Origin of the sequence: Pseudoalteromonas sp. Z1A2, from assembly GCF_011378755.1 — a bacterium.
GTDB classification, from domain to species: Bacteria; Pseudomonadota; Gammaproteobacteria; order Enterobacterales; family Alteromonadaceae; genus Pseudoalteromonas; species Pseudoalteromonas distincta.
The window spans coordinates 115,808-130,410 of sequence record NZ_WTKX01000010.1 but is presented as its reverse complement, the minus strand read 5'-3'; the positions used below and the strand labels follow the sequence as shown (position 1 = coordinate 130,410).

Annotated in this window: 16 protein-coding genes and 1 rRNA gene; 11 read left to right on the top strand and 6 right to left on the bottom strand. The window is 38.2% G+C overall.

The features are described from left to right. The first annotated feature begins 214 nt into the window (after positions 1-214). The 3 genes from rrf (at position 215) to GQR47_RS09320 (ending at position 2,948) form a co-directional block, all read left to right on the top strand. Positions 215-329, top strand: a 5S ribosomal RNA gene (gene rrf / locus GQR47_RS09330). 964 nt (positions 330-1,293) lie between these two features. Further along, positions 1,294-2,487 (top strand): porin, encoded by a 1,194-nt coding sequence (locus GQR47_RS09325; protein ID WP_024597416.1) that lies wholly within the window; start codon positions 1,294-1,296, stop codon positions 2,485-2,487. Beyond that, positions 2,487-2,948 (top strand): hypothetical protein, encoded by a 462-nt coding sequence (locus GQR47_RS09320; RefSeq protein ID WP_024597417.1) that lies wholly within the window; start codon positions 2,487-2,489, stop codon positions 2,946-2,948. The genes GQR47_RS09325 and GQR47_RS09320 overlap by 1 nt, the downstream gene beginning before the upstream one ends. A gap of 40 nt (positions 2,949-2,988) precedes the next feature. Here the strand turns inward: GQR47_RS09320 and GQR47_RS09315 are convergent, their stop codons facing one another. Further along, complete coding sequence (locus tag GQR47_RS09315; RefSeq protein WP_024597418.1) at positions 2,989-5,082, bottom strand: EAL domain-containing protein; 2,094 nt, start codon at positions 5,080-5,082, stop codon at positions 2,989-2,991. Positions 5,083-5,341: 259 nt separating this feature from the next. On the opposite strand from GQR47_RS09315, the gene GQR47_RS09310 reads away from it, so the two are divergent. The 8 genes from GQR47_RS09310 to GQR47_RS09275 all read left to right on the top strand — a co-directional run bounded on the left by GQR47_RS09310 (position 5,342) and on the right by GQR47_RS09275 (position 11,366). After that, positions 5,342-6,274 (top strand): hypothetical protein, encoded by a 933-nt coding sequence (locus GQR47_RS09310; protein ID WP_024597419.1) that lies wholly within the window; start codon positions 5,342-5,344, stop codon positions 6,272-6,274. 26 nt (positions 6,275-6,300) lie between these two features. Then, entirely contained in the window at positions 6,301-7,200 is a 900-nt protein-coding gene (locus GQR47_RS09305; protein ID WP_024597420.1) for a DUF350 domain-containing protein, read from the top strand. A gap of 3 nt (positions 7,201-7,203) precedes the next feature. After that, on the top strand, positions 7,204-8,925 hold the full coding sequence (locus GQR47_RS09300; RefSeq protein WP_024597421.1) for a polyamine aminopropyltransferase: 1,722 nt from the start codon (positions 7,204-7,206) through the stop codon (positions 8,923-8,925). A 79-nt stretch (positions 8,926-9,004) separates the two neighbouring features. Beyond that, a complete protein-coding gene (locus GQR47_RS09295; RefSeq protein WP_004335098.1) occupies positions 9,005-9,418 on the top strand; it encodes a DUF2170 family protein in 414 nt (137 codons plus the stop codon). A gap of 24 nt (positions 9,419-9,442) precedes the next feature. Next, a complete protein-coding gene (locus GQR47_RS09290; RefSeq protein WP_004335088.1) occupies positions 9,443-10,135 on the top strand; it encodes a PspA/IM30 family protein in 693 nt (230 codons plus the stop codon). Positions 10,136-10,209: 74 nt separating this feature from the next. Continuing rightward, complete coding sequence (locus GQR47_RS09285) at positions 10,210-10,848, top strand: hypothetical protein (protein WP_024597422.1); 639 nt, start codon at positions 10,210-10,212, stop codon at positions 10,846-10,848. Next, entirely contained in the window at positions 10,845-11,165 is a 321-nt protein-coding gene (locus GQR47_RS09280; protein WP_024597423.1) for a hypothetical protein, read from the top strand. Before GQR47_RS09285 ends, GQR47_RS09280 begins: the two co-directional genes overlap by 4 nt. A gap of 15 nt (positions 11,166-11,180) precedes the next feature. Then, positions 11,181-11,366, top strand: coding sequence for a hypothetical protein (locus GQR47_RS09275; protein ID WP_024597424.1), 186 nt, complete (start codon positions 11,181-11,183; stop codon positions 11,364-11,366). A 29-nt stretch (positions 11,367-11,395) separates the two neighbouring features. On the opposite strand, the gene GQR47_RS09270 is transcribed toward GQR47_RS09275, so the two are convergent. The 5 genes from GQR47_RS09270 to GQR47_RS09250 all read right to left on the bottom strand — a co-directional run bounded on the left by GQR47_RS09270 (position 11,396) and on the right by GQR47_RS09250 (position 14,490). Further along, a complete protein-coding gene (locus GQR47_RS09270; protein WP_024597425.1) occupies positions 11,396-11,797 on the bottom strand; it encodes a hypothetical protein in 402 nt (133 codons plus the stop codon). Positions 11,798-11,807: 10 nt separating this feature from the next. Continuing rightward, the gene (locus GQR47_RS09265) at positions 11,808-12,341 is read right to left on the bottom strand and encodes a hypothetical protein (RefSeq protein WP_024597426.1); all 534 of its coding nucleotides are present in this window, start codon (positions 12,339-12,341) and stop codon (positions 11,808-11,810) included. A gap of 109 nt (positions 12,342-12,450) precedes the next feature. Further along, entirely contained in the window at positions 12,451-13,827 is a 1,377-nt protein-coding gene (locus tag GQR47_RS09260) for a class II fumarate hydratase (RefSeq protein ID WP_154903812.1), read from the bottom strand. Between the two features lie 11 nt (positions 13,828-13,838). Continuing rightward, positions 13,839-14,204 (bottom strand): hypothetical protein, encoded by a 366-nt coding sequence (locus tag GQR47_RS09255; protein ID WP_223231703.1) that lies wholly within the window; start codon positions 14,202-14,204, stop codon positions 13,839-13,841. A 100-nt stretch (positions 14,205-14,304) separates the two neighbouring features. After that, positions 14,305-14,490: a hypothetical protein gene (locus GQR47_RS09250; RefSeq protein WP_024596419.1), complete on the bottom strand. Its 186-nt coding sequence runs from the start codon at positions 14,488-14,490 to the stop codon at positions 14,305-14,307. Positions 14,491-14,603 lie beyond the last annotated feature (113 nt).

The following is a 14,603-nucleotide window of genomic DNA, read 5'->3' as shown; positions in this document are numbered from 1 at the left end:
AAGATGTGGAAGTGGTGTGAGCCATTAAGCTAACTTGTACTAATTACCCGTGAGGCTTAACCATACAACGCCAAACGCGTTTTATGTGATAGTGAAACAAGCGAAGAAGTTAATATAACTAAAGTAGAAATTACTTAGAAAAGCTTAAAAAATATTATCAGATATTTTCCAAATTCAGTTAGTGCGTAGAAATACGTATTAACGCCCAAATTTGCTTGGTGACAATAGCGTTTTGGACCCACCTGACTCCATGCCGAACTCAGTAGTGAAACGAAACAGCGCCGATGATAGTGTAGCATTTGCTATGTGAAAGTAGGACATTACCAGGCTTCAAATTGTAGAGAGCCCGACTAGAAATAGTCGGGCTTTTTTACGTCTGAAGAAAAGTGAAATGTGCGCAATTAATACACACTCACATCAACACCTAGCACGTAGGTCGGGCGTAGCGACTCTCGACGTTAAAATCACAACAAAACCCCTCAATAACTCAGTCGGCCAATAGAGTAGCATTTGCTACGTGACTCTCCACCGCTGTGGGCACCACGACATTTCCAAGCTTCAAATTCTAGAAAGCCCGAATCTAACGATTCGGGTTTTTTTACGTCTGCAGAAAAGTGAAGTGCGCACAATTAACACACTTTCACATCAACACCTATCACGTAGGTCGGGCGAGCATAGCGACTCCCGCCGTTAAAATCACAACAAAACCCCTCAATATCTCAGTCGGCCAATACAGTAGCATTTGCTACGTGACTCTCCACCGCTGTAGGTATCGTGACATTACGGAGGCTTCACATTGTAGAAAGCCGGGATTTAACGATTCGGGCTTTTTTACGTCTGCAAAAAAGTAAAGTTTGGGTGGGTTTTTCATATATCGGATTATAATTAAATCAATTACGCTTTATCAAACACCCACATTAAACACTCAATCCTAGTGAACGACATGAATTAAGAATCTGTTTTATCTCCTACTTAGTTGATAAGTATCTATATAAGTATAATTAAGCTCTATCTCAGTAATATTCAAGAGGGGTGAGGTGCTTTTCCATGTAAATAGTATTACCTAGATGCTTAATGTTTTTATAGAACACATATATTGTTCCAACATGTAATTCATTGACTATAATGATTAATCCTAGTTATGACTTTGCTAGCTAAGCTTAGATAGCGGTAAAATGCGCTACTTAAAATAATTAAATAATTGATTATCCGAACAGGTGAGTTATTTCATCGTTAGCATAATTAATCTTCACTGTATTTTGCATAATTCAACAAAGGATTTAATTTTCTCTGATGCGATATAAAATATCTTGGTGCTTACTTTTTACCACTATGCTTACTCATTTTTCTGCTTTTTCTAATGAGTTTGAATTTTCTGGTTATGCTCGAGTTATTGGTGGCTACTTAGACGAAAAAAATGTCGAATATAAGGGATATGAAGACAGTCTTAAATTTTCTCCATCTAGTTTAATTGGATTCCAAGGCGAGTATCAGTTTGATGATAAGTGGTCTGCAACAGCTCAATTTTTGTTAAGAAGCAATAACACAACAGCTTCCGATAACTCAGGGTTAGAGTGGTTATATTTAACATATAGACCGACAGATAATATTCAAATAAAACTCGGAAAGTTACGCACACCTTTTTTTACCATGAGTGACTTTTCGGATGTTGGTTTTGCGTACCCATGGATCAATCCACCTCAACAAGTTTATGATACTTATTTATTTAAAACGTTTAATGGCATAGATGCTGTTTATAAATTTGGTGCAGAAAACTTTGATTTGAGCTTTGAAGGTTACTATGGTGAAGAGTCGGGTGATATAGGGATTGGCGCCTTAAGAACGGGCTTTGAAGTTGATAATCTTTTAGGGTTCATTGGTAAGATTAATATTGAAAACTTAGAATTTAGAGTTTCCCGTTATAATGGGAATATCAAGCTTGATATTGATGAGATAAGACAGCTAGAAAATGTGCTTAATAGCCTTTATTTTACAAAAAGCGCCAGCTCGGTAAAAACAAAAGGTAGAGCACATGCAAATCAATTTGGCGTAATTTACGACAATTTAGATTATTTTTTTAGAGGTGAATGGGTCCGCATTAAAACTGATTTGGGGATAGTGCCTATAATTCAAAGCTATTATTTAACTGCCGGTGTTAATCATGCTCCTTTTACTTACCACTTAACATTTGCAGATAGCGACGTAGAAACTCGTTCTGCTGAAAATGAAATTCCGTTAGGTATTAATAGCGACTTAGATCAACTTGCATATGGGTACAATCGTATTTTTGATGAATCTACGCCTGATTCAATTAAGAGTTGGACGGTTGGTGTACGCTGGGATGTGCTGCCAAACCTTGCCTTAAAAGCTGAGTTTTCAACCCTAGAAGGTGACGATGTAAAAGACTCGTTTTTCGTTACTCCTGATGACTCTGATTTTGATAAAAAAACTAATCTTTATCTTATTGGTTTGGATTGGGTGTTTTAATGATATTTTTTAAACCTATTAATAACATTAAAAAAATAATGATGCTCTTTGTAGTCGCTAGTAGCCTATTTGGTTTTAGCATTTCAGTTTATGCAGAAAATACAAACCCCTCGAACGTCATTATTGTAGTAAATACCACAGATAAAAACTTATCTTTTAGTAAGCAACAAATTCGCCATATTTATATGGGCGGAGCTATGAGCAGACAATTTAAAGCAGTTAACCTATTTGTCGGCAATCCGCTTAGAATAAATTTTAACACTAGGATGGTAGGTCTTACTGAATCTAGAATACAAGCTTATTGGGCCCAAATGCGATTCACGGGGCGCAGCAAGCCCCCTGTCGAATTTGAGTCTACAGAAGAGGTTATAGAGTACTTACTAACCGTTGAAGACTCAGTAGCTTACCTTCCAGCAGGAATTACTATACCTAAAGAGCTCACCATAATTGCACTAAATTAAAAGTAAGCCGTTTGCTTAGTAAAAAATCAATTGCACTGAGTTATTTTGAAGTTATTGTTAGTTCTTTAAATAATATTTTCGCTCGTTCAATTGCGTGTGGTAGTTGTGCAATGCACACTGGTTTTGCAAAGTAATAGCCCTGCATTTCATCACTACCATTTGATACTAGGTAGTTAGCTTGGTCGGTTGTTTCAATTCCTTCGCTACATATTTTTAAACCAAGGCGTTGGCCTAAATCGAGTATTGCTTGTAATACTGCAGTGTCTTTTGCTGAGCTTGCATATTGATTTACAAACATTCGATCTATTTTTAATGTATCAATTTCAATTTTAGTAAGGTAACTCAATGAAGAGTAACCTGTGCCAAAGTCATCTAATGCAATTGAGCCTCCCATAACTTTAACTTGATTAAAAAATTGATTCGCGTTTTCAAAATTTTCTAAATAGCTTGATTCTGTTATTTCAAACTGAACATTTGAAATATCGACGCTATGTTCAAGTAGTTTACTTTTTACAGTATGAATGAAGTTATGATCTTTTAAGTCATGGCTTGAAAGATTCATTGAGACGAGTACATTATTCCCCATAAGTTGTTTTAGCATTTGCACATCTTTAAATACTTGTGTGATCACCCATTGGGTAATCGCTTTTATTTTACCTGCTTGTTCCGCTATAGGTATAAACTCACCAGGAGAAACAAAGCCTAGCTCTTTGCTTTGCCATCTTATTAAGGCTTCTAAGCCTTGAGCTTCGCCTGTATTCGACATTTTAAGCTGATAAAATAACTCAAATTCATTTTGCGCTATTGCGTGAGATATTAAGTTAGCGACTTGCGCTTTTCGTTTGTTATCTTCAAGCATTTTATGGTGGAATATTGTATATGCGCCTTTGCCTTTTTCTTTTGATGTGTACATTGCAATATCGGCATTACTGATAAATGTATTTATACCAAATTCAGCTTCTTTGGCACTTGCAATACCAATACTAATACCCGCTGGTACGTCCCACTCATTTATAGTGAATGGCTCTTTCATACCCTCAATGATACTTTCGGCAATATCTATAACAATAGATTGCTCAGTGATATTAGGTAGCATAATTAAAAACTCATCACCGCCTAAGCGTGCAATTATGTCGTTACTACGCAGATAACTTTTCACTTTTTTAGCCACAGCTTGTAAAAGCATATCTCCGGTTTCATGGCCTAGGGTGTCGTTAACGCCTTTAAAACTATCAACATCAAAGAACATAATCGCAACGTCTTGATCGTTACTTTTACTACTAGCCAGCTCGAGTTTGAGTAGGTCCATAAAAAACATGCGATTAGGTAAACCTGTTAATATATCGTAGTTGGCGAGGCGCTCCATTGAATGCGTTTGTACTAAAAGTTGTGCGGTATGTTTATGATTGGTTTGAACTTGGGAGTCAATTGTTTGTAGTAATGCATTAATGTCGTTACCAAGTTGAGATACTTCATCATGACCAGTGACTTGGTATTGAAGCTTATAATTTGTTGATTTTTCAACTTTCTGTGTGAACTTCGAGAGCGCTAAAAGTGGGCTTAATAAACGCTGATATATCCAAAATGAAATAATAATGGTGAGTGCAATAATTAAAACAACAAATGGAGCTGCACTATAAAAAAGGCTAATTTTACTTTCATTCAGTGGCTTTTTAAAGTCTTGCACAATGAGCAAATATCCAATAGGAAACTGCTCCTCCCCAATTGCCTTTAAGGCCACTAGTCCTTCATTGGTTATTGTAACCGCATAAGGTAAATTTTTTGGTTGAATACTTATAAGTTCAGGCTTAAAGCTCTCAAGCTCTAAATAGTTAGGGTGGACATACGATTGGATTAATTGCCAGTCAGCGTCAAATACATTAACAAACTTAATGTGTTCATATCGATCAAAACCGAGCAATTCGGTGGTTATAGAGAACAAATCAACTTGCTCAGACATAACACGTAATAAGCTATCGGAAATATTTGAAGACATTGCATCTAAGTTTTGTTTAACAGATTGGCGATATAAATCTTCGTGTTCATTAATCGCGAGGAAAAAAACTAAATTTGCGCTAAATATAATTAAAACCGTTGTTATTATAATAAATTTATATCGAATACTATGAAGCATCAAATCTAACCCTTAACCATCATTTAATTATGTTTTAGTTATTATTGTGTAATCAGGCAATCCATAATTACAAAAAAGTTACTGACTACGCCCTTTGTAGCACTAAAAGCTTAACATTGAGAATGCTTTTAAATTCATATACTAAATATAGCTGTTTATTTAATTTTGTACTGACTTACTTTGTTGCAATTTCATTCTTGGTTTAATAAGTGACCTGTGTAAAACTACCTTAGTTAATTTAGTAAATCAGGTGACATGAATGTCGAATATTAAAGCTTGGAAACTTATAAGCCTGTTTTGTTTGTTCGCAGTGCTTATGGGTTGTCAATCTAAAGAAGAGCAGCTGCAACAAACAATTCAAGAGTCTATTAAAAAAGCAGATACAGAGCTGTCACAGCTTGGTACTGCGCTTGATAATGGGAATGTGCGCAATGCTGTATTACTTAAAGAATATGGCGAGCTCCTTAAAAAACAACAGCCAGAGCTTACAAAAGTTGTTGATGTAATTACCCTTGATGCAACGCGCCGAGGCGCACTTTATAGTGGTTTAACACAGCGACTTAAAGATATTAAAGGAACTTACTTAATTCCTCCTTACGAAGATACGTTGCATAGTATTGATTTGTTGCGTGATGCGTCTAAACCTACGCTATTTTCTGATGCGTTAACCGATCCTATTAATATGCTAGCTGATATGTCCAAAGGCACTTTAGCGCGTGTAGGCGCAATTAGTAAGCAAGCTGAAGGTGAGGGTGTTGGTAACCAAATGGTAGGTAACCCTAACTATGGTAACTGGCAAACAAATAGTAATGGTATTAGCTTTTGGCAATGGTACGGCATGTACCGTATTTTAGGCGATGTATTTGACCGTGTTGAATATGGTAGTTGGAGCAAGCGCCGAAAGTATAGTTATTACAATGACTATGGCCGTTCGCGTTATTCAAGCCCTAAACAAATTAAAACCCAAAGCGCGCTAGAAACACGCACGCGCCAAACATATCAACGCCAAGGTAAGCAGTTTACAAGCCCTTATGCGAGTAAAAAAACAGGTGCATCCGGTTTAAGCCGTAGTAGTTATACGCCACCAAAAAGCCGCAGTAGTTATTCTCGTTCGAGCAGTTATAACAATAGCTCAGGATCGGTGCGTGATAGCGGTAGCAGAACCTCTCGTGGCGTGAGCCGTGGTAAGTAAAAGAATAAAGTTGGAGTTAGAATAATATGTATGAATTTAATGGAATAACTATGTGGTCGCTACAAGCATTGGCGATTGATTTTGCAATTATTGTTTTATTATTTGTAAGCCTTAAATATATAAAAGGCTGGGTTTCAAACTTACACGCAAATGATGAAATAACAGAGCGTGATAACTTTGCTTTTGGTATTAGCTTTGCCGCTGGTTTAGTGGCACTGGCGATTGTATTAACAGGTGTAAGTAGTGGTGCTTTTGCTGCAACACTGCAACAAGAAGCACTGCAAATGTTAGCTTACGGCGCATTAGCAATTGTACTTATTAAGTTGGGTCACTTTTTTCAAGATAAAGTAGCGCTTCGTAAAGTAAGCCTGCACGACGAAATAGTTAAAGGTAACGTTACAGCTTCAATAATTGATTTTGGTCATGTTGTTAGCGTTGCAATAGTTATTCGCTCAGCACTTTTATGGGTGGCTACTGATGGCTGGCATGGCCTTCCAATTGTAATTGCTGCCTTTATTATAGGTAGTGTTGTATTACTACTTGTTAGCCAGTACCGAGTGCAGTTATTTAAGCGTACAAACAAAAGTGGCGACTGCCTACAACAAGCAATTGTTGATGGTAACTTAGCTGTGGGTATTCGTTACGCTGGATTTTTAATAGGTAGTGCATTAGCTATTACAGCTGCAACGGGTGTTGCGCCATACGCTGCTGATAACATTAATGCGAGTTTACTATACTGGGCTATTAGCGCTGTAGTGAGCCTTGTCGCATTTATTATTTTGCACTTAGTGACAATTAAAATAATTTTATCTGGTTGCGATATTTCAGATGAAGTTAATCGTCAAAAAAATGTAGGTGTAGCAGCTATTTCTGCAGCAGTATCATTTGCTGTAGGTATCACTATGGCAACCTTACTAGGCGCATAATCAGTGTCATCAACCAACACTCCCCCAAGTAAGTCTCGCTTACTTGGGCACGATATATTACTAATTACTGTTATGGCCGTGCTTGCTGGGTGCGGCCTTATTTATGAATACTTACTGTCTCATTATGCGGGCCGTGTACTTGGCTCAGTAGAAAGCGCTATTTACGCCATGATCGGTACTATGATTGTAGCAATGGGCTTAGGCGCTTTTTTAGCGCGCTGGTTTAAAGATGCATTTACCGCTTTTGCTTGGCTAGAAAGCATTATTGCTTTGGTTGGCATGGGCTGCATTTTAGCGATAGCGGGTGTAATAGCTGTAAGTTATTCTCTTCCTCATTTATTTTCGAGCATTTTTAACTTACCCCCAGACGTTGTACTTAATGGTTACGTATTTCAAAAGCTACAAGAGTGGTCACGTTTTCTACCTTATGTTTTTGGTTTAATACTGGGTTTATTTATTGGTATGGAAATACCGCTTATAGCGCGCATTCGTCAGCACGTTTATGGCCGTTTTTTAGAAAACAACGCAGGGACTATTTATGGTGCCGATTATATCGGTGCTGGTATTGGTGCAGCCATTTGGGTAAGTATCATGCTCTCAATGCCTATAATGCAAGCTGCAGCGTGGACGGCGTTATTTAATATCATCGCAGGACTCGCTTTTTTATGGCGTTACCATGCCCATGTGCGCTTTGCTAAGGCACTTTTAGTTTGCCATATAGTACTGTTGGCATTGTTTGGCTTTATTTTAGTATTTGGCAGTAGCTGGATGAACAATCTAAGTAATGTTTTATACAAAGATAAAGTAATTTATTCGCAAGCAACTAAATACCAACACGTAGTTTTAACCGAAAGGTTAAGCAAAAACCAACCTCAGCCAATTACCGATTTATATTTAAATGGGCGTTTACAGTTCTCAAGTATTGATGAGCAAATATATCATTCAATGCTGGTTTATCCTGCAATGCTTGCCTCTAACAGACACGACCGTGTATTAATAATAGGTGGTGGTGACGGGCTTGCACTTAGAGATGTTTTAAAATGGCCTGTGAGTGAAGTAACGTTAATAGATTTAGACGCGCAGCTTCTCAATTTATTTGGTCATAAAGACGGTGACTTTACCCCGCCAGAGCACATCAATAAGCGATTACTACAGCTAAACAATAAATCGATGCAAGACTCGCGAGCCAACATAATTGTGGGTGATGCATTTTTAGAAGTAGAAAAGCTGCTTGATCAATCTAAGCAGTTCGACACTATCTTAATTGATTTACCGGACCCAAATCACCCTGATCTAAATAAAATGTACAGTGATTACTTTTATAATCATGTACGTCAGTTATTAGCACCCGATGGCGCAATGGCGGTTCAATCAACTTCACCTTACCACGCTAAAAAAGCGTTTTTAAGCATTGCTAAAACAGTTAAAGCCGCAGGGTTTGAGTATGTTGAGCAGTATCAGCAAAACATACCTTCGTTTGGGCAGTGGGGCTGGACTATAGCCACTAAAATGGGTCAGTCGGCTAGTGGCCGTATTAATGATGAGACGGCTATGCCTGTGCCATCAAGATGGATTAGTAAAGAATATTTATTGGCAAGTTTTGTATTTCCTAACCACTACTTTGAACAAGTTAAAAGTATTGAGGTCAATAGGTTAGGATCTGGTCAGCTTTATGATTACTACCGAACTGCATGGCAAATAGAAAGCGAATTGTATAAAAACTAACAAAACATGGTTGACATAATATGTCGACCATGAGAATCTTAACTCAGACATAATATGTCAAACGACAAAAGGCAGAGACATGGAATTAAATGAACTTTCAATAAAATTAGCTTCTTTTGAAACTGAAGGCGCTAACTTTGAGTCTTTCTTGATTGCCAACCCAGGCGAGCAAGATGTTTTACAAGTCATTGTTGATGGAAATGATGAACTTCCAATTTTTGTTACACAAACGCAAGAGCAGTTGTTATGTATTAGCTACTTGTTTGACGAAGATGAAGTTAAGAGTGAATTACGCAACGAGTTAAACGAAACATTACTACGTTTAAACGTGCCAATTCCACTGAGTGCATTTGCTAAAATCGATAACAAATACGCGATTTTTGGTGCACTGTCGGTAAATTCATCATTAGATGACGTTACCCACGAACTAGTGACTTTAGCCGATAACGCTATCGATGCACTAGAAGCCGTGACCTTGTATTTAAACGATTAATAGCCAGTTAGTGGAGTTAAGATTATGAGTATTTTAAAAAAATTATTTACAGCAGTACGTGGCGGCGCTCGTGAAGCAGGCGAAGCAATTGTAGACAAAAATGGCATCCGTATTTTTGAGCAAGAAATTGCAGACGCGCAAAATGCACTTCACCGCGCTAAAAAAAGCCTTACAGAAGTAATGGCTAAAGAAATGCAAACTAAGCGTAAAATTAGCGCTGTAGATGCATCAATCGCTGAACACGAAGCGTATGCAGGCCAAGCTCTTGAAAAGGGCAACGAAGCGTTAGCATTAGAAATTGCAGAAAAAATTGGTGACTTTGAAGCTGAAAAAGCCGAAAACGAGCAAGTATTATCTGGCTTTAGTAACCATATTGTTGCACTTAAGCAGCAAGTTAAAGATGCTGAAAAATCGATTAAAGAGAATCAACGCCAGCTTACAATGGTTAAAACCACTGAAAGCGTACAGCAAGCAACAATGGCTGTTAACAGCACGCTTAATACAAACAGCTCGTCTATGACATCGGCTCGTCAATCGCTTGAACGTATTAAACAGCGTCAACAAGATCGTAGCGACCAGCTAGGTGCTGCAAAGCAACTTGAGTCAGACGTAAATGGCGATGACTTAAAAGCAAAAATGGCTGAAGCAGGCATTGGCGACACAAGTCCAAAAAGTGCTGATATTTTAGCTCGCATCAAAGCGAAGCAAAATAGCTAACCATTACGTTTATACTTTAAAAAGGTAACCGAGTTTTGCTCAGTTACCTTTTTTGCTTAGAAGGCAGCCTTCCTATGTTTAATTTTTTCAAATCTAAAAAAGAGCCAGAGCGTCAGCTTAATCATCCGAGCGAGCTTAAAAAAGGCGACATGTTTAGCGTTATCGACTCATTTGCTTATCCGGCATGGTTAAAAGGTGAAACGCTACGTGTTACTGATATTCAGACTTACCAATATCAGCACAGCAGCGATACTGAATTTGTACTTGAGACAAATAGCGGCCAAGTTGTATTTTTACAAATTGAGCAAGATGACGGCGAAGAGTGGGCTAACTTTTCTATTAAAATTCAGCGAAACGAAGTTGAAGAGATATTTGGCCTTGATGAGTTTGCGCGTATTTTTGATGAAGAGTCGTTAACCCACATTACAGTGCAAAATACACCAGAGCGCTTTATGCAGTTTTTAGCTAAAAGCTATCAACAAAGCGAGTCGCCTTATGTGTGTTATTTCCATAATAAAGATTACCGCAACCAAACTTTGCCTCGTTATGAGCAAGAAGGTGGTGAGCCATGTGAAATGATTTGTTTAGCATCAGATAATGAAGGCTTTGGTTTAAATATCGAAATTTGGGATGGCGGCGAAACCGAAGTATCGCTAACGCTCATGCGTCCAATGTCTGATATTGTAGACTTGTTTCCCGGAGATGCTAAGTGAGTGATGCTAAAGACAAGTGGTTACGTCAGGAACAAGCTGTACGTGCCACACAAATGGCATTTGATCTAAGCAGTGAAGTTCAAAAGCTGATAAAAAAGCAAGCTATTGACCAAGAGTTAACGCCGTCAGATATGATCCGTAAAATACTTGGCTTAGATGTAAAGTCTAAAAAAACGCGTCAACGTTTATCGTTTAATTTAAATGATGATGAGATTGCGCAACTAGCCAGTCGCTTTGATGTCCCAAGTGATGATAAGCGAGCCGTAAAACAACAAGTAGCTGACTTACTAATTGCTCACACTAAAAAAACTAAGTAGTTGCACTAGATTATTATGAATATTACTCTAATTGCTTATCTACTTATTTTTGCGTTGTTTGGTACTGCGGCGAGTTATTTTGTACGCTTTATTTATGCATATTGGGTGCTTAAAACAATGCCCATGAAGTACATTATAAAAGCGGGTATTTGCGTAGTGCTGGTTGTTGTAATTTCAGCGTTAATTCCGTATTTAGGTTAACGCTGAAATTAGCTTATATGCGACCGTTTTTATTTTATATCAAACGACTGGCATTGGTGATTAATACACAGCGATTGCACTTCAAGTACTGGTGAACAATCGGTTAAGCCTTGTGCTTTATTTTGTATTTTTTCTTGTTTTGTTATTTGTTGAGCAAGCTGTTCTGCTTCTTCTTGAGATGTGTTCAGCGTTGAATAAACAGCATACTTACTCGGTCCGCCGCATGCGCGGGCGCCCACTTCAAGTACTTTGCACTGAAAGCTTGCAGTGCAGCTGTTATTACTCACCATATTATTCAGATCATAGTTTAAGTCAGATAAGTTTTTACTTTGCTCATTTGACGTCACAGTACTAGCACAACCACTTAGTAGTAAAATGCTGCTAGCAATGCTTAAAATTGATAGTTTAATTGCCGATGGTAAACAACTCATAACGTTATCCTTAAAATGCACTTACCGCTGAACCTTCAAGTTTAACACATTTATTTTCAACACACTGCGTGCTTGGCGTTGTTAAATGCTGACAAATGCTCATCATCCCTTTTTGTGAATTATAGTTACTTTCAAGCTTAGTAATTTTATCGCTAAGGGCTGCTACTTGTTTTTCAGACGCTGATTTTGTTGAATACACAACAAAGCTACTTGGCCCGCCACACGCGCGACTGCCTACTGCACTTATTCTGCATTGAGTGCTGGTATCACATTGCTTATCTGTAATTAGCGTATTTAATTCGGCTTTAGCTGTTTTTATATCGTCTATTGAAACGTTTTTTAAATCAGCTTTTGGTATTTTTTCAGCAACTACGTTCTTTTTAGTATTTTCTTGTAATTGAGTGTTTTCTTTTAGCTTTTGTAGCTCTTGCTTTGGTGCTTCAGCTTCTGAGGTTATTGTTACTTGCTGCGTTTCAGTTGGCGTTTTATCTAAGCATGCAGTTAAACAAAGTGGTAAAAGTATGGCTAACAATGGGGTACGCATAACAAACCTTGATAGTGATGAAATATTCATCACTATCATACACGGTGCATTTTTTACGGCAATAAAAACTATATTATCAAGTAATTAAAGCCGTGAAAAATATCGTTTATTAAAGTCCACCCTGCGTTAGTTTGGTGGGATTAAGTAGCTTTTCGAGTTCACTGCGTGGTAAATCGGTTTCTTGTTCGGCTACATCAATAATAGGGCGGGCTTCCTTATAAGCCTGCTTTGCTATTTTTGCTGCTTTTTCATAACCGATCACCGGATTGAGCGCAGTCACTAAAATTGGATTTTTAGCGAGTGCTTTATCTATATTAGGCTTATTTACTTTAAAGCTGGCAATGGCTTTATCGCCCAATGCTTGTGCGCTATTGGCAAGTAATTCTATGCTTTGCAAAATATTATACGCAATGACTGGCAGCATAACGTTTAGCTCAAAATTACCCGCTTGGCCTGCTACTGTAATGGTCGCGTCGTTACCGATTACTTGTGCGCTTACCATGGCTGCGGCTTCTGGTATTACCGGATTTACCTTGCCAGGCATAATAGACGAGCCCGGTTGAAGTGCTTCTAGCTCTATTTCGCCTAAGCCCGCAAGTGGTCCTGAGTTCATCCAGCGTAGGTCGTTCGCTATTTTCATTTGTGCTACAGCGAGTACTTTTAATTGCCCCGAAAGCGCTACTATGGCGTCTTGTGAGCCGATGTTATAAAAAAAGTTACTACTAGGCGTAAATCTAATGCCTACATTGGCACTCAGGTTTTCTGCAAATTTGGCTGCAAACTTAGGGTCTGCATTTATTCCTGTTCCAACAGCTGTACCGCCTTGTGCCAGTTCGCATACACGCTCTAAGCTATGTCTAATTCCTGCTGCGGCATGGTTAACTTGTGACTGCCATGCACTTAGTGTTTGATCAAATGTAACAGGCATTGCATCCATTAAATGCGTACGGCCCGTTTTAACTATATGGCCTACTTCAGCTTTTTTCTTTTCTAGGCTTTGCGATAAGTTTTCAAGCGAAGGAAGTAATTCATACACTACATTTATTGCGCTACTGAGTGCGATAGCAGTAGGGACTACATCGTTAGAACTTTGCCCCATGTTTACATCATCATTAGGGTGAATGCTTTCACTGCCTAATCGGCTAGCAAGCGTTGCAATAACTTCGTTGGCATTCATATTTGAGCTTGTGCCCGAACCGGTTTGAAAAATATCAACGGGGAAATGCTCAACATGCTCGCCATCAATAATACTTTGACAAGCTTGCTCAATAGCATTTGCTTTGTCTTTACTTAAATGGCCAAGCTCGCAGTTACTTTGCGCAGCAGCTTGTTTTATATAAGCCAGTGCAGTGATAAATTGCTTTGGCATAGATAAGCCACTAATGGCAAAGTTATTAACTGCTCGTTGTGTTTGCGCCTGATAGAGCGCATCAGTAGGTACTTGTAGCTCGCCCATGCTGTCTGATTCTGTTCTAAAGTTGCTCATAAGTGTGCTCCTTAAAAAGGGTTGAATTCGTGACTAAGAATACGAGCTTCACGCTCAAGTATTAAAAATTGTGCAGTATTGTTATGCACCTTATAAAACCGTTTTAATGCTAATAATGGCTTGTATAGCTGCTCTAAACATTGTTTACGAATAGCATTATGTATAAGAGGGTCGCACATTTTGTTCATAATTTCATGGTGTGTGCGCCTAAGATAAAACTCTTGAAGCAAGGGATTATGTTGTTGCTCAAATTTTTTGGCGACGTTAAGGGCGGTTTCTATGTAATCGGCAACGAGCATGGGGGCATGCAGGCCAGGTCTTAAGCAATGACAAGAGAGTTCTTGATGGTAGCGATGCTGGGCATAATTTGAAGACATAAAAAACCGACTCAAGTTAACGATAATAGTTATCATTACATTTAATCGGTTTCAGTGTAAACAGTTATTATAAAAATTATTTGCGTTACTAATTTGAGTATTAATTGTAGCCAAGAATAAATATCTGATCTGTTTCATGTTTGCTCATCGCCTGTTGATTATGTTTAGGGTGCGAAAGTAAATCGATTACTGTAGCTCTCATATCAACGGCGTAACTATGATCGTCGGTGGTTTTTTCGGTTATAGCAATGGCCGCGTCTACAGCGGTATAAGGGGGTATATGCATAATTTTATCCTTTGAAATTTAATATAAGTTAAACCCTTTAGTGGGTTAACAATATAAAAGCATATTACGTACCAACCATAATGAGCCAGCTCAACCATATGATAGTTATAGTA

Coding starts and splice junctions, on each gene's coding strand:
- GQR47_RS09325 (WP_024597416.1), top strand. CDS start 1,294: ATGCGATATAAAATATCTTGGTGCTTACTTTTTACCACTATGCTTACT.
- GQR47_RS09320 (WP_024597417.1), top strand. CDS start 2,487: ATGATATTTTTTAAACCTATTAATAACATTAAAAAAATAATGATGCTC.
- GQR47_RS09315 (WP_024597418.1), bottom strand. CDS start 5,082: ATGCTTCATAGTATTCGATATAAATTTATTATAATAACAACGGTTTTA.
- GQR47_RS09310 (WP_024597419.1), top strand. CDS start 5,342: ATGTCGAATATTAAAGCTTGGAAACTTATAAGCCTGTTTTGTTTGTTC.
- GQR47_RS09305 (WP_024597420.1), top strand. CDS start 6,301: ATGTATGAATTTAATGGAATAACTATGTGGTCGCTACAAGCATTGGCG.
- GQR47_RS09295 (WP_004335098.1), top strand. CDS start 9,005: ATGGAATTAAATGAACTTTCAATAAAATTAGCTTCTTTTGAAACTGAA.
- GQR47_RS09290 (WP_004335088.1), top strand. CDS start 9,443: ATGAGTATTTTAAAAAAATTATTTACAGCAGTACGTGGCGGCGCTCGT.
- GQR47_RS09285 (WP_024597422.1), top strand. CDS start 10,210: ATGTTTAATTTTTTCAAATCTAAAAAAGAGCCAGAGCGTCAGCTTAAT.
- GQR47_RS09275 (WP_024597424.1), top strand. CDS start 11,181: ATGAATATTACTCTAATTGCTTATCTACTTATTTTTGCGTTGTTTGGT.
- GQR47_RS09270 (WP_024597425.1), bottom strand. CDS start 11,797: ATGAGTTGTTTACCATCGGCAATTAAACTATCAATTTTAAGCATTGCT.
- GQR47_RS09265 (WP_024597426.1), bottom strand. CDS start 12,341: ATGCGTACCCCATTGTTAGCCATACTTTTACCACTTTGTTTAACTGCA.
- GQR47_RS09260 (WP_154903812.1), bottom strand. CDS start 13,827: ATGAGCAACTTTAGAACAGAATCAGACAGCATGGGCGAGCTACAAGTA.
- GQR47_RS09255 (WP_223231703.1), bottom strand. CDS start 14,204: ATGTCTTCAAATTATGCCCAGCATCGCTACCATCAAGAACTCTCTTGT.
- GQR47_RS09250 (WP_024596419.1), bottom strand. CDS start 14,490: ATGCATATACCCCCTTATACCGCTGTAGACGCGGCCATTGCTATAACC.